General features: G+C 72.3%; 22 protein-coding genes. 9 read left to right on the top strand and 13 right to left on the bottom strand.

Annotation, left to right across the window (positions count from 1 at the left end; translation table 11 throughout):
- Positions 1-37 precede the first annotated feature (37 nt).
- From AB0D93_RS11200 to deoC, 3 genes are read right to left on the bottom strand one after another with little or no spacing between them, the layout of a single operon-like run.
- Complete coding sequence (locus AB0D93_RS11200) at positions 38-922, bottom strand: aldehyde dehydrogenase family protein (protein WP_362116668.1); 885 nt, start codon at positions 920-922, stop codon at positions 38-40.
- Positions 915-2,351: an aldehyde dehydrogenase family protein gene (locus tag AB0D93_RS11195; RefSeq protein ID WP_362116665.1), complete on the bottom strand. Its 1,437-nt coding sequence runs from the start codon at positions 2,349-2,351 to the stop codon at positions 915-917. Before AB0D93_RS11195 ends, AB0D93_RS11200 begins: the two co-directional genes overlap by 8 nt.
- Positions 2,352-2,356: 5 nt before the next feature.
- Complete coding sequence (deoC, locus tag AB0D93_RS11190; protein ID WP_362117236.1) at positions 2,357-3,316, bottom strand: deoxyribose-phosphate aldolase; 960 nt, start codon at positions 3,314-3,316, stop codon at positions 2,357-2,359.
- Between the two features lie 135 nt (positions 3,317-3,451).
- On the opposite strand from deoC, the gene AB0D93_RS11185 reads away from it, so the two are divergent.
- Positions 3,452-4,150 carry a PH domain-containing protein gene (locus AB0D93_RS11185; protein WP_362116662.1) on the top strand — a complete coding sequence of 233 codons (699 nt, stop codon included), beginning with the start codon at positions 3,452-3,454 and terminating at the stop codon, positions 4,148-4,150.
- Positions 4,151-4,224: 74 nt separating this feature from the next.
- Here the strand turns inward: AB0D93_RS11185 and AB0D93_RS11180 are convergent, their stop codons facing one another.
- From AB0D93_RS11180 to AB0D93_RS11165, 4 genes are all read right to left on the bottom strand, one after another.
- Positions 4,225-5,856, bottom strand: a complete 1,632-nt coding sequence (locus AB0D93_RS11180; protein ID WP_362116659.1) for a phospho-sugar mutase — start codon at positions 5,854-5,856, stop codon at positions 4,225-4,227.
- Positions 5,857-5,949: 93 nt separating this feature from the next.
- On the bottom strand, positions 5,950-6,774 hold the full coding sequence (locus AB0D93_RS11175; RefSeq protein WP_351238729.1) for a purine-nucleoside phosphorylase: 825 nt from the start codon (positions 6,772-6,774) through the stop codon (positions 5,950-5,952).
- A gap of 104 nt (positions 6,775-6,878) precedes the next feature.
- Complete coding sequence (locus AB0D93_RS11170) at positions 6,879-7,016, bottom strand: hypothetical protein (RefSeq protein WP_362116655.1); 138 nt, start codon at positions 7,014-7,016, stop codon at positions 6,879-6,881.
- A 49-nt stretch (positions 7,017-7,065) separates the two neighbouring features.
- The gene (locus AB0D93_RS11165) at positions 7,066-7,503 is read right to left on the bottom strand and encodes a gamma-glutamylcyclotransferase (protein WP_362116652.1); all 438 of its coding nucleotides are present in this window, start codon (positions 7,501-7,503) and stop codon (positions 7,066-7,068) included.
- 96 nt (positions 7,504-7,599) lie between these two features.
- On the opposite strand from AB0D93_RS11165, the gene AB0D93_RS11160 reads away from it, so the two are divergent.
- Complete coding sequence (locus tag AB0D93_RS11160) at positions 7,600-9,048, top strand: NAD(P)H-quinone dehydrogenase (RefSeq protein ID WP_362116649.1); 1,449 nt, start codon at positions 7,600-7,602, stop codon at positions 9,046-9,048.
- Between the two features lie 190 nt (positions 9,049-9,238).
- Positions 9,239-10,150: a DeoR/GlpR family DNA-binding transcription regulator gene (locus tag AB0D93_RS11155; protein ID WP_362117233.1), complete on the top strand. Its 912-nt coding sequence runs from the start codon at positions 9,239-9,241 to the stop codon at positions 10,148-10,150.
- A 211-nt stretch (positions 10,151-10,361) separates the two neighbouring features.
- On the opposite strand, the gene AB0D93_RS11150 is transcribed toward AB0D93_RS11155, so the two are convergent.
- Positions 10,362-12,134 carry a biotin carboxylase N-terminal domain-containing protein gene (locus tag AB0D93_RS11150; RefSeq protein ID WP_362116646.1) on the bottom strand — a complete coding sequence of 591 codons (1,773 nt, stop codon included), beginning with the start codon at positions 12,132-12,134 and terminating at the stop codon, positions 10,362-10,364.
- A 419-nt stretch (positions 12,135-12,553) separates the two neighbouring features.
- On the opposite strand from AB0D93_RS11150, the gene AB0D93_RS11145 reads away from it, so the two are divergent.
- Positions 12,554-13,150, top strand: a complete 597-nt coding sequence (locus tag AB0D93_RS11145) for a hypothetical protein (RefSeq protein ID WP_362116643.1) — start codon at positions 12,554-12,556, stop codon at positions 13,148-13,150.
- Here the strand turns inward: AB0D93_RS11145 and AB0D93_RS11140 are convergent.
- From AB0D93_RS11140 to AB0D93_RS11125, 4 genes are all read right to left on the bottom strand, one after another.
- A complete protein-coding gene (locus AB0D93_RS11140; protein WP_362116640.1) occupies positions 13,122-13,739 on the bottom strand; it encodes a nucleoside triphosphate pyrophosphatase in 618 nt (205 codons plus the stop codon). The two genes, AB0D93_RS11145 and AB0D93_RS11140, sit on opposite strands and share 29 nt — an antisense overlap.
- A 34-nt stretch (positions 13,740-13,773) precedes the next feature.
- Positions 13,774-13,902: a hypothetical protein gene (locus AB0D93_RS11135; protein ID WP_362116637.1), complete on the bottom strand. Its 129-nt coding sequence runs from the start codon at positions 13,900-13,902 to the stop codon at positions 13,774-13,776.
- 150 nt (positions 13,903-14,052) lie between these two features.
- Positions 14,053-14,262 carry an acyl-CoA carboxylase epsilon subunit gene (locus tag AB0D93_RS11130; protein ID WP_362116634.1) on the bottom strand — a complete coding sequence of 70 codons (210 nt, stop codon included), beginning with the start codon at positions 14,260-14,262 and terminating at the stop codon, positions 14,053-14,055.
- Positions 14,263-14,271: 9 nt separating this feature from the next.
- The gene (locus tag AB0D93_RS11125; RefSeq protein WP_362116631.1) at positions 14,272-15,882 is read right to left on the bottom strand and encodes an acyl-CoA carboxylase subunit beta; all 1,611 of its coding nucleotides are present in this window, start codon (positions 15,880-15,882) and stop codon (positions 14,272-14,274) included.
- Positions 15,883-15,992: 110 nt separating this feature from the next.
- Between AB0D93_RS11125 and AB0D93_RS11120 the strand changes: the two genes are divergently transcribed.
- Complete coding sequence (locus AB0D93_RS11120) at positions 15,993-16,853, top strand: biotin--[acetyl-CoA-carboxylase] ligase (RefSeq protein WP_362116628.1); 861 nt, start codon at positions 15,993-15,995, stop codon at positions 16,851-16,853.
- Positions 16,854-17,157: 304 nt separating this feature from the next.
- On the top strand, positions 17,158-18,303 hold the full coding sequence (locus tag AB0D93_RS11115) for an adenylate/guanylate cyclase domain-containing protein (RefSeq protein WP_362116625.1): 1,146 nt from the start codon (positions 17,158-17,160) through the stop codon (positions 18,301-18,303).
- Between the two features lie 14 nt (positions 18,304-18,317).
- On the opposite strand, the gene AB0D93_RS11110 is transcribed toward AB0D93_RS11115, so the two are convergent.
- Positions 18,318-18,905 (bottom strand): hypothetical protein, encoded by a 588-nt coding sequence (locus AB0D93_RS11110; protein ID WP_362116621.1) that lies wholly within the window; start codon positions 18,903-18,905, stop codon positions 18,318-18,320.
- Positions 18,906-19,104: 199 nt separating this feature from the next.
- Here AB0D93_RS11110 and AB0D93_RS11105 point away from each other — a divergent pair, with 199 nt between their 5' ends.
- The 3 genes from AB0D93_RS11105 (at position 19,105) to hutH (ending at position 22,825) form a co-directional block, all read left to right on the top strand.
- Complete coding sequence (locus tag AB0D93_RS11105; RefSeq protein WP_362116618.1) at positions 19,105-19,899, top strand: enoyl-CoA hydratase-related protein; 795 nt, start codon at positions 19,105-19,107, stop codon at positions 19,897-19,899.
- Positions 19,900-20,007: 108 nt separating this feature from the next.
- Positions 20,008-21,153 carry a GGDEF domain-containing protein gene (locus AB0D93_RS11100; protein WP_362116615.1) on the top strand — a complete coding sequence of 382 codons (1,146 nt, stop codon included), beginning with the start codon at positions 20,008-20,010 and terminating at the stop codon, positions 21,151-21,153.
- A 133-nt stretch (positions 21,154-21,286) separates the two neighbouring features.
- Positions 21,287-22,825: a histidine ammonia-lyase gene (hutH, locus tag AB0D93_RS11095; RefSeq protein WP_362117230.1), complete on the top strand. Its 1,539-nt coding sequence runs from the start codon at positions 21,287-21,289 to the stop codon at positions 22,823-22,825.
- Positions 22,826-22,844 lie beyond the last annotated feature (19 nt).

Below are 22,844 nucleotides of genomic sequence, written 5' to 3'. Positions count from 1 at the left end.
TCGACCGTGGACGACCCGCGGTTCCCCGCCGTCGCCGTCAGTAGGAAGACCCGCTCGCGCCCAACGCTCCCGTCGGGTGCCACACCGTCTTCGTCTCCAGGAACGCCGTCATCCGGTCGGTCCCCGGCGTCTCGGAGTAGTCCACAGCCTGTGGACGCAGCACGCGCTTCAGATTGTCGGCCGCCGCGATCTCCAGCTCCTTCGCCAGTTCCCCGTCGGCACCCGCGAGGTCGATCGCGTTGACGTCCTGGTGCGCGGCCAGCGGCGCCGCGAGCTCCGCCGTGCGGCCGGACAGGACGTTGACCACGCCGCCGGGCACGTCGGAGGTGGCCAGCACCTCGCCGAGGGAGAGAGCGGGCAGCGGAGCCTTCTCGGAAGCGATCACGACCGCGGTGTTGCCGGTGGCGATCACGGGCGCGAGCACCGACACCAGGCCCAGGAACGACGACTCCTGCGGGGCCACGACGGCCACCACTCCCGTCGGCTCCGGCGAGGAGAGGTTGAAGAACGGCCCCGCGACGGGGTTCGCGCCGCCGGTCACCTGGGCGATCTTGTCGGTCCAGCCCGCGTACCAGACCCACCGGTCGATCGTGGCGTCCACGACCGCGGCCGCCTTCGACTTGGACAGGCCCTCCGCGTCGGCCACTTCGCGCACGAACTGCTCGCGCCGGCCCTCCAGCATCTCCGCGACGCGGTAGAGGACCTGGCCGCGGTTGTACGCCGTCGCGCCGGACCAGCCGCCGAACGCCTTGCGGGCGGCGACCACCGCGTCACGGGCGTCCTTGCGGGAGGACTGCGGAGCGTTGGCCAGCCAGTTGCCCTTGGAGTCCGTCACCTCGTACACCCGGCCGCTCTCGGAACGCGGGAACTTCCCGCCGACGTACAGCTTGTAGGTCTTGAAGACGCTCAGACGGTCAGACATCGAGGTAAGCCTCCAGGCCGTGGCGGCCGCCCTCGCGGCCGAAGCCCGACTCCTTGTAGCCGCCGAACGGCGAGGTCGGGTCGAACTTGTTGAACGTGTTGGACCAGACGACACCGGCGCGCAGCTTGTTCGCGACGGCCAGGATGCGGGAGCCCTTCTCGGTCCAGATGCCCGCGGACAGGCCGTACTGCGTGTTGTTCGCCTTGGCGACCGCCTCGTCCGGGGTGCGGAACGTGAGGACCGACAGCACCGGGCCGAAGATCTCGTCGCGGGCGATGGTGTGCGCCTGGGTGACGTTCGTGAAGAGCGTCGGGGCGAACCAGTAGCCGGAGGCCGGCAGTTCGCAGGCCGGGGACCAGCGCTCGGCGCCCTCCGCCTCGCCCCGGTCGGCGAGCGAGGTGATCCGGGCCAGCTGCTCGGCGGAGTTGATCGCGCCGATGTCGGTGTTCTTGTCCAGCGGGTCGCCGAGGCGCAGCGTGGACAGGCGCCGCTTGAGGGAGTCCAGCAGCTCGTCCTGGACGGACTCCTGGACGAGGAGGCGGGAGCCCGCGCAGCAGACCTGGCCCTGGTTGAAGAAGATGCCGGTGACGATGCCCTCGACGGCCTGGTCGATCGGCGCGTCGTCGAAGACGATGTTGGCGCCCTTGCCGCCCAGTTCCAGGGTGAGCTTCTTCCGCGTGCCGGCGACCGTGCGGGCGATCTCCTTGCCCACGGCCGTGGAGCCGGTGAAGGCCACCTTGTCGACGTCCGGGTGCGCGACCAGCGCGGCGCCCGCGTCGCCGTAGCCCGGGAGGATGTTGACGACACCCTTGGGCAGGCCCGCCTGGCGGCAGATGTCCGCGAAGAACAGGGCGGACAGCGGGGTGGTCTCGGCGGGCTTGAGCACCACCGTGTTGCCGGTCGCGAGCGCCGGGGCGATCTTCCACGCCAGCATCAGCAGCGGGAAGTTCCAGGGGATGACCTGGCCGGCCACGCCCAGGGGGCGCGGGTTGGCGCCGAAGCCGGCGTGGTCGAGCTTGTCGGCCCAGCCCGCGTAGTAGAAGAAGTGCGCGGCGACCAGGGGGAGGTCCGCGTCGCGGGTCTCCTTGATCGGCTTGCCGTTGTCCAGCGTCTCCAGGACGGCCAGTTCGCGGCTGCGCTCCTGGATGATCCGGGCGATGCGGAAGAGGTACTTGGCGCGCTCGGAGCCGGGCAGCGCCGACCACTTCTCGAAGGCCTTGCGGGCGGCCTTGACGGCGCGGTCGACGTCCTCGGCGCCGGCCTGGGCGACCTCGGAGAGGACCTCCTCCGTCGACGGGCTGACCGTCTTGAAGACCTTGCCGTCGGCCGCCTCGGTGAACTCGCCGTCGATGAACAGGCCGTAGGAGGGGGCGATGTCGACGACCGAGCGGGACTCGGGCGCCGGTGCGTACTCGAATGCGGATGCCATGGTGATCAGTCCACCGTCACGTAGTCGGGGCCGGAGTAGCGGCCGGTGGCCAGCTTCTGACGCTGCATCAGCAGGTCGTTCAGGAGCGAGGAGGCGCCGAAGCGGAACCAGTGGTTGTCCAGCCAGTCCTCGCCCGCGGTCTCGTTGACCAGGACCAGGAACTTGATGGCGTCCTTCGAGGTGCGGATGCCGCCGGCCGGCTTCACGCCGACCTGGACGCCGGTCTGCGCACGGAAGTCCCGTACGGCCTCCAGCATCAGCAGCGTGTTGGCGGGGGTCGCGTTGACGGCGACCTTGCCGGTGGAGGTCTTGATGAAGTCGGCGCCGGCCAGCATGCCGAGCCAGGAGGCCCGGCGGATGTTGTCGTACGTCGACAGCTCGCCGGTCTCGAAGATGACCTTCAGCCGGGCGTTCGTCCCGCAGGCCTCCTTCACGGCGACGATCTCGTCGTACACCTTCAGGTACTTGCCGGCGAGGAACGCGCCCCGGTCGATGACCATGTCGATCTCGTCGGCGCCCGCGGCGACGGCGTCACGCACGTCGGCCAGCTTCACGTCGAGGGCGGCACGGCCGGCCGGGAAGGCGGTGGCGACCGAGGCGACCTTGACGCCGGAACCGGCGACGGCCTCCTTGGCGACGGCCACCATGTCGGGGTAGACGCAGACGGCGGCCGTGGTGGGGGTCGTCCGGTCCGTCGGGTCCGGGTGGACCGCCTTGGCGCCGAGCGCCCGGACCTTGCCCGGGGTGTCCGCGCCTTCCAGCGTCGTCAGGTCGACCATCGAGATGGCGAGGTCGATGGCGTAGGCCTTCGCGGTGGTCTTGATGGAACGGGTGCCGAGGGACGCGGCGCGCGCCTCCAGGCCGACCGCGTCGACGCCGGGCAGCCCGTGCAGGAAGCGGCGCAGCGTGCTGTCGGACGCGGTGACGTCAGCGAGAGCGTGAGCTGTGGGTGCAGTGGTGGGCATGGTCACCAGACGAGCATATCTACGCGCGTAGCAGCTGTACACCCCCGGTGCTCATCTCACACCCGAAGATCACAGCTGAGCGCCGGTTCCGAGGCGCGTGGCGGCACGGCGGCCGGTGTCATGCAGACTGGGCCCATGACCACCCCCGACCACCAGTCACCCGCGTCACAGCCCCCGGTCCCCACCCCCAAGGACCGGATCTACCGCTCACCCAGCGCGCTCGCGGGCGGCGTCCTCCTGTTGCTCGTCGTCGCCTGGCTCGGCTTCGACGCGCTGTTCCAGGGCCACGGCCGCACACCGTGGCTGGCGCTCGCCGGGATGATCCTGATCGTGCCGCTGGTCATCGCCTTCACGCTCCGTCCGGCCGTGTTCGCGGGTGAGGACCGGATGCGGGTCCGCAACCCGTTCCGGGTGATCAGCCTCCCCTGGGGGCAGGTCGCCTCGCTGCGCTCCGGCTACTCCAACGAGGTCGTGGCGAAGTCCGGCCGCAAGTACCAGCTGTGGTCCGTGCCCGTCTCGCTGCGGGCCCGCAAGAAGGCGGAGATGCGCAAGTCGCGGGCGGCGGCGGACGCGGCCCGCGGCGCGGAGCCCACGCGCCGCACCTTCGGCTTCGGCGGCATGGGCGGCTTCGGCGGCACGGGCGGCACCGGTCTCGCGACCGGACCGACCCGCGCGGAGACCGACCAGGTCATGGACGAGCTGCGGGAACTGCTGGAGCGGCACGGCGAGGCGGAGTCGGCGCAGGGGGAGGTCACGGTGCGCTGGGCGTACGAGGTGATCGCACCCGCGCTGGCGGGCGCGATCGTGTTCGCGGTCCTGCTGGCCACGGGGTGAGGTGTCCCGGTCCACGCTGACCGGCGGAGAAGGGGTGCCCCGGGCCGGGGGCACCCCTTCGGTGCGCGTACGGCTCAGATGCCGGCCGCCGCCGACAGGTCCCGCTTGAGGGCGCTCAGCAGTTCGCTCGCGCGGGCGTGTGCCGCCGGGAGGCCGGTGTGGGTGCCGACCGGCACCACGACCTCCAGGTAGCACTTCAGCTTCGGCTCGGTGCCGCTCGGGCGGACGATCACCCGGGCGCCGTCGAGGGTGTAGCGCAGGCCGTCCGTGGGCGGGAGCTTCTCCGTGCCCCGGGTGAGGTCCTCGGCCCGGACGACGGGCAGACCGGCCAGCTCCGTCGGCGGCCGCTCGCGCAGGCGGCGCATCGCGTCCGCGATCAGGGACAGGTCCTGGACGCGCACCGACAGCTGGTCGGTCGCGTGCAGCCCGTGCTCCACGGCGAGGTCGTCGAGCAGGTCGAGCAGGGTGCGGCCCTCCTCCTTCAGCACGGACGCCAGCTCGGTGATCAGCAGCGCGGCGGTGATGCCGTCCTTGTCGCGCACGCCCTCGGGGTCCACGCAGTAGCCGAGGGCCTCCTCGTAGCCGTAGCGCAGGCCGTCGACCCGGGCGATCCACTTGAAGCCGGTCAGCGTCTCCTCGTGGGGGAGGTTCGCCTTCCCGGCGATCCGGCCGAGGAGCGAGGAGGAGACGATCGACTCGGCGAACACGCCGGTCGCGCCGCGCCGGACCAGGTGGGCGGCGAGCAGGGCGCCGACCTCGTCGCCGCGCAGCATCCGCCAGTCGGCGCCGTCCTTCACGGCCACGGCGCAGCGGTCCGCGTCGGGGTCGTTGGCGATGACCAGGTCCGGGTCGGTCGTACGGGCCTGGGCGAAGGCCAGGTCCATCGCGCCCGGCTCCTCCGGGTTCGGGAAGGCGACCGTCGGGAAGTCCGGGTCCGGGTCGGCCTGCTCGGCGACCAGCACCGGCTCGGGGAAGCCGGCCCGGGCGAAGGCGGCGAGCAGGACGTCCTTGCCGACGCCGTGCATGGCCGTGTAGACCGTGCGGGCGGTGCGGGGGGAGCCGGCGGCCAGGACGGCGTCCGTACGGCCCAGGTACGCCTCCAGCACCGACTCGTCCAGGGTCTCCCAGCCGGACTCCGGGCGGGGTACGTCGTGCAGGGACGCGATCGCGTCGATCTCGGCGGCGATCTCCGCGTCGGCGGGCGGCACGATCTGGGAGCCGTCGCCGAGGTAGACCTTGTAACCGTTGTCCCGGGGCGGGTTGTGGCTGGCGGTGACCTCGACGCCCGCGACCGCGCCGAGGTGCCGTATGGCGAACGCCAGGACCGGGGTGGGCAGCGGGCGGGGGAGCACGGCGGCGCGCAGGCCGGCGCCCGTCATCACGGCGGCGGTGTCGCGGGCGAAGTCGGCGGACTTGTGGCGGGCGTCGTAGCCGATGACGACGACTCCGCCGGCGTGGCCGTTCTTCTTCAGATACGCGGCGAGGCCGGCGGCGGCACGGATGACGACCGAGCGGTTCATGCGCATCGGGCCCGCGCCCAGCTCGCCGCGCAGGCCCGCGGTGCCGAACTGGAGGGTGCCGCCGAAGCGGGCCGACAGTTCGCCGACGTCACCGGCGTCGATCAGCTTGGCCAGTTCCTCGCGGGTCTCCGCGTCGGGGTCCTCGGCGAGCCACGCCTTGGCCCGGGCGATGAGATCGTCGTGCACCTTGGGATCAACCTCTCCTAGTCTTCGCTGGGGGCTGTGCCCCCAGACCCCCGTTTCCCGTCCGTCCGGGACCGATAGGCCGGAAGGCCCGCTCTACAGCTTGCCCAGCACCTGGCCCAGCAGCTGGCCCATCCGCGCCGCCGAGTCGCGGCCCGCCTGGAGGACCTCCTCGTGGTTGAGGGGCTCGCCGGTCATGCCGGCCGCCAGGTTGGTGACCAGGGAGATGCCCAGGACCTCGGCGCCGGCCTCGCGTGCGGCGATGGCCTCCAGGACCGTGGACATGCCGACGAGGTCCGCGCCGATGACGCGGGCCATGCGGATCTCGGCCGGGGTCTCGTAGTGCGGGCCGGGGAACTGCGCGTAGACGCCCTCCTCCAGGGTGGGGTCGATCTCCTTGCACAGGGCGCGCAGGCGGGGGGAGTACAGGTCGGTGAGGTCGACGAAGTTGGCGCCGACGATCGGGGAGGTCGCCGTCAGGTTGATGTGGTCGCTGATCAGGACCGGCTGGCCGGGGCGCATGCCCTCGCGCAGGCCGCCGCAGCCGTTGGTGAGGACGATGGTCTTGCAGCCGGCGGCCACGGCGGTGCGGACGCCGTGGGCGACGGCGGCGACGCCACGGCCCTCGTAGTAGTGCGTGCGGCCCAGGAAGACCAGCGCGCGCTTGTCACCGAAGGAGTACGAGCGGATCTTGCCGCCGTGCCCCTCGACCGCCGGCGGCGGGAAGCCGGGCAGCTCGGTGACCTGGAACTCGGCATCGGGTGCGCCCAGGGCGTCGACGGCCGGAGCCCAGCCGGAGCCCATCACGAGGGCGACGTCGTGGGTCTCGGCGCCGGTCAGTGCGCGCAGGCGCGCGGCGGCGGCGTCGGCGGCGGCGTACGGGTCGCCCTGGATGTCGTCCGGAAGAAGAGATGCGTTCACGTGGTCGAGGGTAGCCGCTCTTCGCCTACGCGCGTAGATGACAGACCTCACGGGATCGGAATCGTTGTCTTGTCGTTTTCGACGAAGCGGGCCGGCGGCCGCGGTCAGACGTCGGTGATGAGGACGTCCTTGTCGTTGAACACCTCGACGACGAAGATCAGCAGACGGCCACGGCTCACCGTGTACTCCACCAGGATGTTCTGGGCGAGCCGGATCCCGTCGTAGGTCCTCGTGGGGGCCATGGGCTCTCCCGTTGGTGCGCCGGAACCCCAATTCCAGGAGCGGAGCCGCTCAGCAGGGCCGCTTCCGCAGCTCCATCACGTAATCGTGTGGCGCCCCGGCGGACTCCGCGGCGTCGGCGATCTCGCCCAGGTACTGCGCCGAGGGCAGGCCGCCCTCGTACCCGTTGAGGACGTACGTCCACGCCGTCTCCTCGCCGTCCAGGGTGTGCACGCGCACCCGCATCCGGCGGTAGAGGTCGTCACCCACGCCCTCCCACCGGTCGAGGGACTCCTCGTCCATGGGTGCGATGTCGTAGAGGCCCACGAAGACCTGCGCGAGCGGATCCTCGACGAGCGTCGCCAGCGCGCCCTCCCAGCCCAGCTGCTCGCCGCCGAACGTCAGCCGCCAGCCGTTCAGCCAGCCCGTGGCGCGCAGCGGGGAGTGCGGGGCGCGGAAGGACATCAGGCGCGCGTCGAGATTGCCGGCGTATGCGGCATAGAGCGACATGCACAGAGGGTACGGCAGGGGGAACGCGAGTCACTTACGCCCCAGCCGAAGCTTCCGTGCGCCCCCGGGCAGTAGCACCTTGAAGCGTGCGGGACAATGGAGTACGTGACTCGGATCGTGATCATCGGTGGCGGACCCGGCGGATACGAAGCGGCCCTGGTGGCCGCCCAGCTCGGTGCGGAGGTGACCGTCGTCGACTGCGACGGTCTGGGCGGAGCGTCGGTGCTGACCGACTGCGTGCCGTCGAAGACACTCATCGCTACGGCCGAGGTGATGACCACCTTCGACTCGTCGTACGAGGAGCTCGGCATCATCGTCGCCGACGACACGCCGCCGCTGGAGCAGGCGGCCCGGGTGGTCGGCGTGGACCTCGGGAAGGTCAACCGCAGGGTGAAACGGCTGGCCCTCGCCCAGTCCCACGACATCACCGCCTCCGTCACCCGTGCCGGCGCCCGGGTCATGCGCGGCCGCGGCCGGCTGGACGGCATGCAGGCCCTGGACGGCTCCCGCAAGGTCGTCGTCACCGCCGCCGACGGCACCGAGGAGACCCTCACCGCCGACGCCGTCCTCATCGCCACCGGTGGTCACCCGCGCGAGCTGCCCGACGCCCAGCCCGACGGCGAGCGCATCCTGAACTGGACCCAGGTCTACGACCTCACCGAGCTGCCGGAAGAGCTGATCGTGGTCGGTTCCGGTGTGACCGGTGCCGAGTTCGCCGGTGCCTACCAGGCCCTGGGGTCGAAGGTCACGCTCGTGTCCTCCCGCGACCGCGTGCTGCCGGGCGAGGACCCGGACGCCGCCGCCGTGCTGGAGGACGTCTTCCGGCGCCGTGGCATGAACGTCATGGCCCGCTCCCGTGCCGCTTCCGCCAAGCGGGTCGGGGACCGGGTGGAGGTGACGCTGGCCGACGGGCGTGTCATCGGTGGCACCCACTGCCTGATGGCCGTCGGTGCCATCCCGAACAGCGCGGGCCTCGGCCTGGAGGAGGCCGGCGTCAAGCTGCGCGACTCGGGTCACATCTGGACCGACAAGGTGTCCAGGACGACCGCTCCCGGCGTCTACGCGGCCGGTGACGTGACCGGTGTCTTCGCGCTCGCGTCCGTGGCCGCCATGCAGGGACGCATCGCCATGTACCACTTCCTTGGCGACGCGGTGGCCCCGCTGAGCCTGAAGACCGTCTCCTCCAACGTCTTCACCGACCCCGAGATCGCCACCGTCGGCTACTCGCAGGCGGACGTCGACGCGGGCAAGATCGACGCCCGGGTCGTGAAGCTGCCCCTGCTGCGCAACCCGCGCGCCAAGATGCAGGGCATCCGCGACGGCTTCGTCAAGATCTTCTGCCGGCCGGGCACGGGCATCGTGGTCGGCGGTGTGGTCGTGGCACCGCGCGCCTCGGAACTGATCCATCCCATCTCGATCGCCGTCGACAACAATCTGACGGTCGAACAGATCGCGAACGCGTTCACCGTGTACCCCTCCCTTTCGGGGTCGATCGCGGAGGTGGCCCGGCAGCTGCACACCCGCAAGGCGGGCGTGGAGGCCTGACGGCCGGCTCCGACTTCCCGCTGGTGACGGGGAGTTGCCGCGTTTGCGTACGGCATAGTCAGGGCGGGTAGGTCCTATACCACTTCCCGCCCTGCCATGCGAACAACTTCGTTTATTCGGCGCAAACTGCTGAAAGCAGACGGTCGCTGGGGTTACTGTCAGTTTCGTGTTCGCTGCTGAACGTCGCCAATTGATCCTCGAAATGGTGCGAGCGAACGGTGCCGTGTCGCTCCGTGAGCTCGCCCGCGTCGTCCAGACCTCCGAAGTGACCGTACGGCGGGACGTGCGGGCACTGGAGGCAGAAGGACTCCTCGACCGCCGGCACGGCGGTGCGGTACTACCGGGCGGGTTCACGCGAGAGTCCGGCTTTCCGCAGAAATCCCATCTCGCGACCGCCGAGAAGACGGCCATCGCCGACCTCGCCGCGGGTCTCGTCGAAGAGGGCGAGGCCATCGTCGTCGGGGCCGGTACGACCACGCAGGAGCTGGCCCGCCGGCTCGCCCGGGTACCGGGCCTGACGGTGGTCACCAACTCCCTCCTGGTCGCCCAGGCGCTGGCCCATGCCAACCGGGTGGAGGTCGTGATGACCGGCGGCACCCTGCGCGGTTCCAACTACGCCCTCGTCGGCTCCGGCGCGGAGCAGTCCCTGCAGGGGCTGCGCGTGTCGAGGGCGTTCCTGTCGGGGAGCGGCCTGACCGCGGAGCGGGGCCTGTCCACCTCCAACATGCTCTCGGCGTCCGTCGACCGGGCCCTGGTCCAGGCCGCCGCCGAGGTCGTGGTCCTCGCCGACCACACCAAGCTCGGCACGGACACGATGTTCCAGACCGTGCCGACCGACCTCATCACCCGCCTGGTCACCGACGAGCCCCCGCCCCACGACGACCGCGCCGCCACCGAGTTGCAGGCACTGGCCGACCAGGGGGTGCAGATCGCCGTGGCCGGGGCGAACGGAGCCCCTCCGGGGGGTGAGCAGGCCCCGGCGCGGCGCGCTTCCCTGCCGGGGCCCAGGCGAGGCGTCCCCGGGGGCGGGCTGCGGGGGGTGCTGGGGGATCACCAGACGGGTGCTGAGCGCGGGCGTGTTGCCGATTTGCGGCGCCGTTAGCCGGGGGGCCCGGGTTCCGGAGCCTGATCGCCGCAGGGGTCGTGGTCCGTCGGCGGCGGGTGCGCCGTGGTGGTGCGCGCCCACGCGGCGGGGCCCGCATACCGAGCGAAGTCCCGCGCCCCCGGGACGTCGCAGCTCGCCCGCGATGACAGCGGAACGCCCGGCAGGCCAACCGAAGTCGGCCCACCGGGCGCCCCTGTGAAGCCTGCTGTCAGTCCTTGATCTCGCAGATCGCCGCGCCCGACGTGATGGACGCGCCGACCTCGGCGCTCAGGCCCTTGATGGTGCCCGCCTTGTGGGCGTTCAGGGGCTGCTCCATCTTCATGGCCTCCAGGACGACGACCAGGTCGCCCTCCTTGACCTCCTGGCCCTCCTCGACGGCGACCTTGACGATCGTGCCCTGCATCGGGGAGGCGAGGGTGTCGCCGGAGGCGACGGGCCCGGACTTCTTGGCCGCGCGGCGCTTCGGCTTGGCACCGGCCGCGAGGCCCGTGCGGGCCAGGGACATGCCGAGCGAGGCCGGGAGGGAGACCTCCAGGCGCTTGCCGCCGACCTCGACGACGACCGTCTCGCGGCTCGTGTCCTCCTCCGCCTCGACGTCGGCGGGGGCGGCGAAGGGCTTGATCTCGTTGACGAACTCGGTCTCGATCCAGCGGGTGTGGACCGTGAACGGGTCCTCGGACCCGGTGAGTTCGGGAGCGAACGCCGGGTCCCTGACCACCGCGCGGTGGAAGGGGATCGCCGTCGCCATGCCTTCGACCTGGAACTCGTCCAGGGCGCGGGCGGCCCGCTCCAGGGCCTCCTTGCGGGTGCGGCCCGTCACGATCAGCTTCGCCAGGAGGGAGTCCCAGGCCGGGCCGATGACCGAGCCGGACTCCACGCCCGCGTCCAGACGGACACCGGGGCCCGAGGGGGCGTCGAACTTCGTCACCGTGCCGGGCGCCGGGAGGAAGTTGCGGCCCGGGTCCTCGCCGTTGATGCGGAACTCGAAGGAGTGGCCGCGCAGCGCCGGGTCGTCGTATCCCAGCTCCTCGCCGTCGGCGATGCGGAACATCTCGCGCACCAGGTCGATGCCGGCGACCTCCTCGGTCACCGGGTGCTCGACCTGGAGGCGGGTGTTGACCTCCAGGAAGGAGATCGTGCCGTCCTGGCCGACCAGGAACTCACAGGTGCCGGCGCCCTCGTAGCCGGCCTCCTTCAGGATGGCCTTCGAGGCGCGGTACAGCTCGGCGACCTGCTCGTCCGACAGGAACGGCGCGGGGGCCTCCTCCACCAGCTTCTGGTGGCGGCGCTGTAGCGAGCAGTCACGGGTGGAGACGACGACCACGTTGCCGTGCTTGTCGGCCAGGCACTGGGTCTCCACGTGTCGCGGGCGGTCCAGGTAGCGCTCGACGAAGCACTCGCCGCGGCCGAAGGCGGCGACCGCCTCGCGGACCGCCGACTCGTACAGCTCGGGGACCTCTTCGAGGGTCCGGGCGACCTTCAGGCCGCGGCCACCGCCACCGAAGGCGGCCTTGATGGCGATGGGCAGGCCGTGCTGCTCGGCGAACGCCACGACCTCCTCGGCACCGCTCACCGGGTCCGGGGTGCCGGCCACCAGCGGGGCGCCGGCACGCTGCGCGATGTGCCGGGCGGCGACCTTGTCACCCAGATCGCGGATGGCGTGCGGCGGCGGGCCGATCCAGATCAGCCCGGCGTCGAGCACGGCCTGGGCGAAGTCGGCGTTCTCCGAGAGGAAGCCGTAACCCGGATGGACGGCGTCCGCGCCCGACTCCCGTGCCGCGTTCAGGATCTTGTCGATGACCAGATAGCTGGTGGCCGGGGTGTCACCGCCCAGGGCGAACGCCTCATCCGCGGCGCGGACATGCAGAGCGTCCCGGTCCGGGTCGGCGTAGACGGCCACGCTCGCGATCCCGGCGTCCCGGCAGGCCCGGGCCACGCGGACAGCGATTTCGCCACGGTTGGCGATGAGCACCTTGCGCACGATTGAGGCTCCCTCCTTGAAACAAGCCGAGTTTAGGGACTGCCGACACGGCACTTCGACCCGTCCCCAATGGTGAGCTTGCCCACACGGAGCGTGATTCGAGGCTCGCTCGACCCGCGAAAAGCCTTGTCGCACCTTGGTACGCAGGGCTCCTCCCGGAAACCCTAGCCCGGCCATGTGGTCAAGGTCTCTGTGAGAGCGTGCCGCGGGCCACTCGGTTTCTTTGTCGAGTCCCTACGAATGGCCCAATGATTCTTTGCTGCCGCGCGAACCCTTGTCCCGGGGTTTACCCGTTAGTAGCGTTCATGACGACCGAGATGGGCGCAGCGGCCCGAAGGGCCTCCCCGAGGGGCGGTGGTCGGGCCACGGACGGGCGTACCTGGGGTAACAGTCGCGGGCTTGAGAGTGGGTGGGGACCGGTGGTGCGCAGACCGGTGGCGTGGGTGGTGACGTTCGTCCTTCTGGCGGAGGCGGTCTTCATCGGGGCACTGAACTGGTTCCTCGGCGTGGTCGTCGACCGTCAGGACATGTCCCTGGCCGGACTGGACCCGTCCGTGATGGCGACGTCCTCGAAGATCGGCGGCGTTGTCTTCGGCCTGTACTTCGCCCTGTGCGCTCTGGTGGCCCTCCTGGTCGCGATACGCGACCGCGCGCCCGCCGGCTTCGGCCGCGTCCTGCTGATCAGCGTGGCGGTCGTACACGGCCTGCTGGGCGCCTTCGCCTGGGGCCTGGTCGGCTGGACGGCGTTCCTGTTCATGGTGGTCGTGCTCGGGCTCGTCGTCCTGCTCCTGATGACCTACGACCGTGACGGCGGCCCGCAACCGGCCGCGCCCGGCGGCCCGGCGGGCCGGGACGGCGACCCGAAGGCCGAGGCCGGCCCGGCCGCGGCCCCCGGCGCCGCGGCCGTACCGGCCCCCCGCACGGACCGTGCGGACGAGCCGCGGGACGGGGGCGAGGAGCCGCCGCAGGACGCCGTGCCCGCCCAGGTCAGCCGGCCGGTGCCCACAACTCCGTGATACCGACGCCCAGTTCGGCCAGTAGCTTGCGCACCAGGGGCAGGCTGATGCCGATCACGTTGCCGTGGTCGCCGTCGATGCCCTCGATGAACGGCGCCGAGCGGCCGTCCAGGGTGAAGGCCCCGGCGACGTAGAGGGGCTCGCCGGAGGCCACGTACGCCGCGATCTCCTCGTCGCTCGGCTCACCGAAGCGGACGACGGTCGAGGCGGTCGCGGCGACGTACCGCTTGGTCTGCGTGTCCCAGATGCAGTGCCCCGTCTGGAGGGTGCCGGCCCGCCCGCGCATCGACTTCCAGCGGGCGGTCGCCTCCTCGGCGTCGGCGGGTTTGCCGAGGGCCTGCCCGTCCAGCTCCAGCACCGAGTCGCAGCCGATCACCAGGGCGCCCTGCACCTCCGGCTTCGCCGCCACGACCGAGGCCTTCGCCTCGGCCAGGGCGAGCGCCAGCTCCGCCGGAGTGGGCGCGGTGACGGCGTCCTCGTCGACGCCGCTGACGATCACCTCGGGTGAGAGGCCGGCCTGCCTCAGCAGACCCAGGCGGGCGGGGGACTGGGAGGCGAGGATCAGGCGGCGGCGTGGCTTGGCAGTCATGCGGTCAGGTTAGTCACGGGGGAGCGTGTTCGGCTCACCTCAGGCCGATGACCAGCATCGCCAGGACCATGGCCAGGGCCATGAGGAAGCCGAGCCGCCGAAGCATGTCCTGCGCGTCGCGCAGCTCCTTCGGCGGCTCGTCTTCCGGGTCCGACCACAGCATGCCACCAGCGTGGGGCCGGGCCGGTTCGGGGCGCCTGAGTACTGGTACTCAATTGGCGCCCCGGAGCCGCGCCACCGTGCGCGGATGTGGTCCCTGGGGCCTGTCGTCTGGATCACGCCGCAGACGCGGGACTGATCCAAACGACAGGTCCTAGCCCGGCCAGTAGGTGCGGGTCCAGGACGCCGGCCCGGGCTTGGGCAGGCGGGCGGACGCGATCCGCGACGGGTCGGACCAAGCGTCCCTCGGGCCCGGTGCGCCGGACGGCTGGGCCGCAGCCGCCGCGGCGCGGGCGCGGACCACCGCCAGGGCGGCGGCCAGCTCCTCGGGGGTCGGGTTGCCCCGTACGACTCTGATCGTCACAGCGGCTCCTTACAGGGGGATGTTGCCGTGCTTCTTCGGAGGCAGGGATTCCCGCTTCGTGCGCAGCTGACGCAGGCCCCGGACGATGTGGGCGCGGGTGTCCGACGGCATGATCACGGCGTCGACGTAGCCGCGCTCGGCCGCGACGTAGGGGTTGAGGAGGGTGTCCTCGTACTCCTGGATCAGCCGGGCCCGGGTGCCCTCGACGTCCTCCGCCTCGGCGATGGTGCGGCGGTGCAGGATGTTGACCGCGCCCTGGGCGCCCATGACGGCGATCTGGGCGGTCGGCCAGGCCAGGTTGAGGTCGGCGCCCAGGTGCTTGGAGCCCATGACGTCGTAGGCGCCGCCGAAGGCCTTGCGGGTGATGACGGTGATCAGCGGGACCGTCGCCTCCGCGTAGGCGTAGATCAGCTTCGCGCCGCGCCGGATGATGCCGGTGTGCTCCTGGTCGACGCCCGGCAGGAAGCCGGGGACGTCCACGAAGGTCAGCACCGGGACGTTGAAGGCGTCGCAGGTGCGCACGAACCGGGCGGCCTTCTCGGAGGCGTCGATGTCGAGGCAGCCGGCGAACTGCATGGGCTGGTTGGCCACGATGCCCACGGGGTAGCCCTCGACCCGCCCGAACCCGGTGACCATGTTCGGCGCGAACAGCGCCTGGGTCTCGAAGAACTCGGCGTCGTCCAGGACGTGTTCGACCACCGTGCGGATGTCGTACGGCTGGTTCGCGCTGTCCGGCACGACGGTGTCCAGCTCGCGGTCCTCGTCGGTGACGGCGAGGTCCGCCTCCTCCGGGAAGACCGGGGCCTCGCTGAGGTTGTTGGACGGCAGGTACGACAGCAGCTGCTTGATGTACTCGATGGCGTCCTTCTCGTCGCCCGCCATGTGGTGGGCCACACCGGAGACGGCGTTGTGCGTGCGGGCGCCGCCGAGCTCCTCGAAGCCGACGTCCTCGCCGGTGACGGTCTTGATGACGTCCGGGCCGGTGATGAACATGTGCGAGGTCTGGTCGACCATGACCGTGAAGTCGGTGATGGCCGGCGAGTACACCGCGCCGCCCGCGCAGGGGCCGACGACCAGCGAGATCTGCGGGATCACACCGGAGGCGTGGGTGTTGCGGCGGAAGATCTCGCCGTAGGCGCCGAGCGAGGCGACGCCCTCCTGGATGCGGGCGCCGCCGGAGTCGTTGATGCCGATGACCGGGCAGCCGGTCTTCAGCGCGAAGTCCATCACCTTGACGATCTTCTGGCCGTAGACCTCGCCGAGGGCGCCGCCGAAGACGGTGAAGTCCTGGGAGAAGACGGCGACGGGACGGCCGTCGACGGTGCCGTAGCCGGTGACGACGCCGTCCCCGTACGGCCGGTTCTTCTCCAGGCCGAAGTTGGTGGAGCGGTGCCGGGCGAACTCGTCCAGCTCGACGAAGGAGCCCTCGTCGAGCAGCAGCTCGATCCGCTCACGTGCCGTCAGCTTGCCCTTGGCGTGCTGCTTTTCGACGGCGCGCTCCGAGCCGGCGTGCGTCGCCTCATGGATGCGGCGCTGCAGATCCGCGAGTTTGCCCGCGGTCGTGTGGATATCGATCCCTTGAGTCTCGTGGATCTCTGGACGCTCTTCCGGCTCGGACATCGGGATGCGGCTCCCTGCCTGCTCAAAAGGGGGGACGGTTACTCATCCGTAGAGTAGTGCTGGGCATGTGGGTCGGCAGTGCGGCGTTTCCCACACCTAGGGTGACTTGCATGACGCCGCACAATGCATCAGATGACAGCTGCTGGTCCGACCTGGACCGCCCGCCCCTGAACGCCACGGCACTGCGGCGCGGGCTGGTACGCGAAGGAAGTCTGTACCGCGAGGTGGACTTGGTCCAGCGCACCGGCTCCACCAACTCCGACCTCGTCGCCCGGGCCGCCGCCGGGACGGCCGACGAGGGAACGGTGCTGGTGGCCGAGGAGCAGACGGAGGGCAAGGGCCGGCTGGACCGCCGGTGGACCGCGCCGCCACGCTCGGGCCTGTTCTTCTCCGTGTACCTGCGGCCCGCCGAGGTGCCGGTGGCCCGCTGGGGCTGGCTGCCGCTGCTCACCGGCGTCGCGGTGGCGACCGGGCTGTCCCGGGCGGCGGGCGTGGACACGGCCCTGAAGTGGCCGAACGACCTGCTGGTGACCGTGGGGGGCGAGGAGCGCAAGGCGGGGGGCATCCTCGCCGAGCGGGCCGGTGCGGACGGTGTGGTCATCGGCGTCGGCATCAACGTCACGTTGCGGGCGGACGAGCTGCCGGTGCCGCAGGCGGGCTCGCTGGTGCTGGCCGGGGCGGTGAGCACGGACCGGGACCCGCTGCTGCGGGCCGTTCTGCGGTCGCTGGAGGACTGGTACGGGCGGTGGCGGTCGGCGGGCGGGGACCCCGGGGTCAGCGGCCTCCAGGAGGCGTACGTGGCGGGTTGCGCCACGCTCGGGCGCACCGTGCGGGCCGAGTTGCCCGCGGAGCGGTCGATCGTGGGCGAGGCGGTGGCGGTCGACGGGGACGGGCGGCTGGTCATCGCGACGGGGGCCGGAGTGCAGGAGCCCGTGGGGGCGGGGGACATCGTGCACCTGCGGCCCGCATGACGGATGCCTGCGGCGCCATCGCCGTGGGACCGGGGCACGGGCAGCACCCTGAAGAGGCGCGGGGAACTGCGCGACCAGCCACTGCGGGCCGGTGGCCGGGGAGGGCGGGGGTGCCCCCGGACCTGCCCCGATGCGGGGGTCCGGGGGCGCGGCCCCCTGGGTGGCCCGCAGCAAGACCGGTGCGCGCATCCGGCACCGGGGGAGTGGGCCGCCGGCCGAACCCAACGGAGTGAGCTGGCGCACACCTGCCGTAGAGTTGAGGCCGGTCGGTACGTGACCGCGGCAGATCGGAAGGGCAGCAGGCGTGACCGTCGACGACTCGGGCTCCGGCGCGGACGCGGACGGCCGGGTGGACCCTCCCCGGGAGCGGGGGCACTCCCACGCCGCCGAACCCGTCGAGGACCCGCTGGCCCTGCGCCTCGAACAGCTCATCCTGGGCGCCGAGCGCCGCTACACGCCGTTCCAGGCGGCCCGCAGCGCCGGTGTCTCCATGGAGTTGGCGTCCCGGTTCTGGCGGGCCATGGGCTTCGCCGACATCGGCCAGGCCAAGGCCCTCACCGAGGCCGACGTCCTCGCCCTGCGCCGCCTCGCCGGTCTCGTGGAGGCGGGGCTGCTCAGTGAGGCCATGGCGGTGCAGGTGGCCCGGTCCACCGGGCAGACCACCGCCCGGTTGGCCGAGTGGCAGATGGATTCCTTCCTGGAGGGCCTGACCGAGCCGCCCGAGCCCGGAATGACGCGCACCGAGGTGACGTACCCGATCGTCGAGCTGCTCCTGCCCGAGCTGGAGGAGTTCCTGGTCTACGTGTGGCGGCGCCAGCTGGCCGCCTCGGCCGGGCGGGTCGTGCAGTCGGCGGACGACGAGGAGATGGTCGACCGGCGGCTCGCCGTGGGCTTCGCCGACCTGGTCGGGTTCACGCGGCTGACCCGCCGGATGGAGGAGGAGGAGCTCGGCGAGCTGGTCGAGGCGTTCGAGACGACCGCCGCCGACCTGGTGGCCGCGCGGGGCGGCCGGCTCATCAAGACCCTCGGCGACGAGGTGCTCTACGCGGCGGACGACTCGGGCACGGCCGCGGACATCGCGCTGCGGCTGGTGGAGACGATGGCGAACGACGAGACGATGCCGGAGCTGCGGGTCGGCATGGCGTTCGGCACGGTCACCACTCGTATGGGTGATGTGTTCGGTACGACGGTGAACCTGGCCTCCCGGCTGACCTCCATAGCCCCGCGGGACGCCGTGCTGGTGGACAGTGCCTTCGCCGAGGAGCTGATCCGCACCGGCGAGGCGCCCGCCTCGGAGGCGGAGGCGGCCGAGGCCGCGGCGGCCGCCGAGAAGGAGGGCGAGGAGCCGCCGGTGTACCGGTTCGCGCTCCAGCCGATGTGGCAGCGCCCGGTCCGTGGGCTCGGCGTGGTCGAGCCCTGGCTGCTCACGCGCCGCGAGGACCGGCCGTAGTCCCGCAGACCTGCTCAGTGGACGTCCACGCACAGACCGAGCACCGGTACGCACAGCCCGCCCGGACCCGGTGCCGCTGTGCTGCGGCCGGGCGCCGGGGTGCTGGGGGCCGGCCGGGCGGTGGTGGGGGCCGGGCGTGGGGCGGAGGACGTCGCCGTGGGCCGCGGTGTGGTGCCCGAGGTGGCGGCCGGACCGGTCGGGAGGGCGGTCGCGGACGGCACGGCGGTGCCGTTGGGGGACGTGCTGGGCGCGGGCGCGGCGGTGGACGCGGCCGTGGGCTCCGGCGCGAGGCTCCGGCCGCCCATGACGGAGGTCGCCGAGGGCAGTGCGGTCGGGTCGGCGGAGACCGTGGCGGAGGTGTTCGACGCGTGGTCCGTGACGCCGTCACCCGCGCCGGCGCGGGGCTCGGCCTCAGCGGTGCCCGGGGCGCCGACCCCCGACTCCGGCGAGACCCGCACCAGGCTGAGCACCCCTGCCGCCAGGGCGATGCCGCCGGCGGCCAGCAGCATCTTGCGGGGAGGCGGCTTGCGGTGCCGGCCGTGTCGCAGGACGGATGGCCGGGACACATCGCCGGCCGCGGCCTCGTCCGTTATCCGTGTCATGGGTTCCCTCCCCGCCGCGCGCCCCGGGCGCGCCGTGGCGGACGCACGCTATGCGTTCCTGTGGGTGATGTGGGGTGAGACGGCCGCAATGTCACTCGAACGGGCGTAGCCCCCTGGACTTTCCCCGGGTCGGGTACGGCTGCGATGATCGGGACCGCCAGGGAGTTAACCCGCGTTAACACGTGAGCCGGAGGGTGTCATGAGCGAGGAGCGGTTCGGGGAGTTCGTGCTGGTGCGGCGGCACGGGCACGTCGCGGAGCTGGTCATGGACCGGCCCAAGGCCATGAACGCCGTCTCGACGGAGATGGCCCGCTCCCTGTCCGCCGCGTGCGCGGCGCTGGCCGCCGACCGGGACGCGCGTGTGGTGGTCCTGACCTCGTCGCACGAGCGGGCGTTCTGTGTCGGCGCGGACCTCAAGGAGCGGAACTCCTTCAGTGACGCGGACCTGCTGCGGCAGCGGCCGGTGACGCGGGGGGCGTACACGGGGGTGCTGGAGCTGCCGATGCCGACGATCGCGGCGGTGCACGGGTTCGCGCTGGGTGGCGGTTTCGAACTGGCCCTGTCCTGCGACCTGATCGTGGCCGACCGTACGGCGGTGGTGGGGCTGCCGGAGGTGTCCGTGGGCGTGATCCCCGGGGGCGGCGGTACGCAGTTGCTGCCGCGGCGGATCGGCGCGGCGCGCGCGGCCGAGCTGATCTTCTCCGCGCGGCGGGTGGAGGCGGCGGAGGCGGCCGGGCTGGGGCTGGTGGACCAGGTGGTGGAGGAGGGCCGGGACCGCGAGGAGGCGCTGGAACTGGCCGCCCGCATCGCCGGGAACTCGCCGGTCGGCCTCCGGGCCGCCAAGCGGGCGCTGCGGCTCGGGCACGGGCTGGACCTGGCGGCCGGGCTGGAGGTCGAGGACGCCGCGTGGCGCTCGGTGGCGTTCTCCGGCGACCGGGCGGAGGGCGTGGCGGCGTTCAACGAGAAGCGCAAGCCGAAGTGGCCGGGCGAGTGACCCCCCGCGCCGCGGGGCCCGCGAGGGGCGCGGGGTGCTGCGCCGAACGAACCACCTGATCGCCGCACCAATCTCACGAAACCCTCAAATCATCCCTAACCTGGAGTAATGGGCGAGGACAGGCGGCTGGCCGCAGTCGTGACGCTGGCGCAGGGGATGGCGGCGGCACAGAGTCCGCGGGGCACGTGGCAGGCCGCCGCGCGCGGCGCCTGCCGAGCGCTGGACGGCAGCTTCGCCGCGCTGTCGGTGTGGGAGCGGGAGCTGGGCCGGCTGCGGGTCCTCGTGAACGTGGGGGACAGGCGCCCGGACGAGGAGGAGTTCCCCGAGGCCGAGGCGTATCCGGTGCACCAGTTCCCGGAGATCACCGAGTTCCTGCACGAGCGGTGGGCCGGCGGGGGCGGACCCACGGCCTGGGTGGAGACCGCCGAGGGCACGGCGGCCGGCACCCCCGGCTACTTCCACCAGCGGGTCGCCGCCCTGCGCCGCCGGGGCCGCGGCTGCTGTGTGGTCGCCCCGATCCTGCTGCACGGCCGCGCCTGGGGCGAGTTGTACGTCGCCCGCGCCATCAAGGCCCCCGTGTTCGACCGGGGCGACGCCGACTTCGCCACCGTGCTGGCCGCCGTCGTCGCCGCCGGGCTCGCGCAGACCGAGCGGCTGGAGGAGGCCCGCCGGCTCGCGTACACCGACGCCCTGACCGGACTCGCCAACCGCCGGGCCGTGGACGTACGCCTGGAGGAGGCCGTGGAGCGGCACCGCGCGCAGGGTGTGGTCGTCAGCCTCGTCGTCTGCGATCTCAACGGGCTCAAGCGGGTCAACGACACCCTCGGGCACGCCGTCGGCGACCGGTTGCTGGAGCGCTTCGGGTCGGTGCTGTCGCTGTGCGGCGCGATGGTGCCGGGCGCGCTGGTCGCGCGGCTCGGCGGGGACGAGTTCTGTCTGCTGGCCGTCGGCCCGGCCGCCGACGAGGTGGTCAAGGCGGCCGACGAACTGTGCCGCAGGGCGGGGGAGTTGGAGCTGGGTGAAGGCGTGGCGTGCGGGGTCGCCTCGACCGAGGACCCGATCGGGGAGGTGCGCGACGCCCGCCGGCTGTTCCGGCTCGCCGACGCCGCCCAGTACCGGGCCAAGGCCCTGCGCGCCGACCGGCCGGTGGTGGCGGGCCGGGAGGGGCCGGAGGATCCGGTGGTCCGGCTGGCCGACGAGCCGCCGCACCTGGCGCCGGCCGAGCGGCGCCGGTTCCGCGGGCGCCGGCCATGAGGCGAGGCCGTGCGAGGCGAGGCTGTGCGAGGTCAGGCTGTGTGAGGCGAAGCCCACACGGATCGGTAAGGGGCACTCCCGTTCCCCACTAGTGACATCGCCACATTCAATGCGTACGCTCCTGAATATGGATATGCACACTGTGGTGGTGGGGACGTCCGGTGTCACGGCGTCCGACGTTCTCGCCGTGGCGCGCGGCGGTGCCCGCGTCGAGCTGTCGGCGGAGGCGGTGGCGGCCCTCGCGGCGGCCCGCGGGATCGTGGACGCGCTGGCGGCCAAGCCGGACCCGGTCTACGGCGTCTCCACCGGCTTCGGCGCCCTGGCGACCCGGCACATCAGCCAGGAACTCCGTGCCCAGCTGCAGCGCAACATCGTCCGCTCGCACGCCGCCGGCATGGGCCCGCGGGTGGAGCGCGAGGTCGTACGGGCCCTGATGTTCCTGCGGCTCAAGACCGTCTGCTCGGGGCACACGGGCGTGCGGCCCGAGGTCGCGCAGACCATGGCCGACGTGCTGAACGCCGGGATCACCCCGGTCGTGCACGAGTACGGCTCCCTCGGCTGCTCCGGCGACCTCGCCCCCCTCTCCCACTGCGCCCTGACCCTCATGGGCGAGGGCGAGGCCGAGGGCCCCGACGGGGTCGTACGGCCCGCCGGTGAGCTGCTCTCCGCGCACGGGATCAAGCCGGTCGAGCTGCGCGAGAAGGAGGGCCTCGCCCTGCTCAACGGCACCGACGGCATGCTCGGCATGCTGATCATGGCCCTCGCCGACCTCGACACCCTCTACAAGTCCGCCGACATCACCGCCGCCCTCAGCCTGGAGGCGCTGCTCGGCACGGACAAGGTGCTGGCGCCCGAGCTGCACGCCATCCGCCCGCACCCCGGGCAGGGCGCCTCCGCCGCCAACATGCTGGCCGTGCTGAGGGATTCTCAGCTCACCGGGCACCACCAGGACGACGCCCCGCGCGTCCAGGACGCCTACTCCGTGCGCTGCGCCCCGCAGGTCGCCGGCGCCGGCCGGGACACCATGGCGCACGCCCGCCTGGTCGCCGAGCGCGAGCTGGCCTCGGCCGTCGACAACCCGGTCGTGCTGCCCGACGGGCGCGTGGAGTCCAACGGCAACTTCCACGGCGCGCCCGTGGCCTACGTGCTGGACTTCCTCGCCGTCGCCGCCGCCGACCTCGGCTCCATCGCCGAGCGCCGTACCGACCGGCTGCTGGACAAGAACCGCAGCCACGGGCTGCCGCCGTTCCTCGCCGACGACGCCGGTGTCGACTCGGGTCTGATGATCGCCCAGTACACGCAGGCCGCCCTGGTCAGCGAGATGAAGCGGCTCGCCGTACCCGCCTCCGCGGACTCCATCCCGTCCTCCGCCATGCAGGAGGACCACGTGTCCATGGGCTGGTCGGCCGCGCGCAAGCTGCGTACCGCCGTCGGCAACCTCACCCGGATCATCGCGATCGAGCTGTACGCGGCCACCCGTGCCATCGAGCTGCGCGAGGGCCTCACCCCGGCGCCCGCCTCCCGGGCCGTCATCGACGCCGCGCGCGCCGCGGGTGTGCAGGGCCCGGGCCCGGACCGGTTCCTGGCGCCCGACCTGGCCGCCGCCGACGCGTTCGTGCGCGGCGGTCACCTCGTCACCGCCGCGGAGTCGGTCACCGGTCCGCTGCAGTAACGTCACCGCACGACGAGAG

This window comes from Streptomyces sp. NPDC048191 (assembly GCF_040652655.1).
Lineage (GTDB): Bacteria > Actinomycetota > Actinomycetes > Streptomycetales > Streptomycetaceae > Streptomyces.
This window is presented reverse-complemented; position numbering and strand designations above follow the sequence as displayed.

Excerpts from the sequence above, each read along its gene's own strand:
- AB0D93_RS11140 (WP_362116640.1), bottom strand. The coding sequence starts at position 13,739 with ATGACTGCCAAGCCACGCCGCCGCCTGATCCTCGCCTCCCAGTCCCCC.
- AB0D93_RS11165 (WP_362116652.1), bottom strand. The coding sequence starts at position 7,503 with ATGTCGCTCTATGCCGCATACGCCGGCAATCTCGACGCGCGCCTGATG.
- AB0D93_RS11195 (WP_362116665.1), bottom strand. The coding sequence starts at position 2,351 with ATGGCATCCGCATTCGAGTACGCACCGGCGCCCGAGTCCCGCTCGGTC.
- AB0D93_RS11160 (WP_362116649.1), top strand. The coding sequence starts at position 7,600 with ATGGAGTACGTGACTCGGATCGTGATCATCGGTGGCGGACCCGGCGGA.
- AB0D93_RS11170 (WP_362116655.1), bottom strand. The coding sequence starts at position 7,016 with ATGGCCCCCACGAGGACCTACGACGGGATCCGGCTCGCCCAGAACATC.
- AB0D93_RS11120 (WP_362116628.1), top strand. The coding sequence starts at position 15,993 with ATGACGCCGCACAATGCATCAGATGACAGCTGCTGGTCCGACCTGGAC.
- AB0D93_RS11105 (WP_362116618.1), top strand. The coding sequence starts at position 19,105 with ATGAGCGAGGAGCGGTTCGGGGAGTTCGTGCTGGTGCGGCGGCACGGG.
- AB0D93_RS11110 (WP_362116621.1), bottom strand. The coding sequence starts at position 18,905 with ATGACACGGATAACGGACGAGGCCGCGGCCGGCGATGTGTCCCGGCCA.
- deoC (WP_362117236.1), bottom strand. The coding sequence starts at position 3,316 with ATGCCCACCACTGCACCCACAGCTCACGCTCTCGCTGACGTCACCGCG.
- AB0D93_RS11125 (WP_362116631.1), bottom strand. The coding sequence starts at position 15,882 with ATGTCCGAGCCGGAAGAGCGTCCAGAGATCCACGAGACTCAAGGGATC.
- AB0D93_RS11100 (WP_362116615.1), top strand. The coding sequence starts at position 20,008 with ATGGGCGAGGACAGGCGGCTGGCCGCAGTCGTGACGCTGGCGCAGGGG.
- AB0D93_RS11135 (WP_362116637.1), bottom strand. The coding sequence starts at position 13,902 with ATGCTGTGGTCGGACCCGGAAGACGAGCCGCCGAAGGAGCTGCGCGAC.
- AB0D93_RS11200 (WP_362116668.1), bottom strand. The coding sequence starts at position 922 with ATGTCTGACCGTCTGAGCGTCTTCAAGACCTACAAGCTGTACGTCGGC.
- hutH (WP_362117230.1), top strand. The coding sequence starts at position 21,287 with ATGCACACTGTGGTGGTGGGGACGTCCGGTGTCACGGCGTCCGACGTT.
- AB0D93_RS11185 (WP_362116662.1), top strand. The coding sequence starts at position 3,452 with ATGACCACCCCCGACCACCAGTCACCCGCGTCACAGCCCCCGGTCCCC.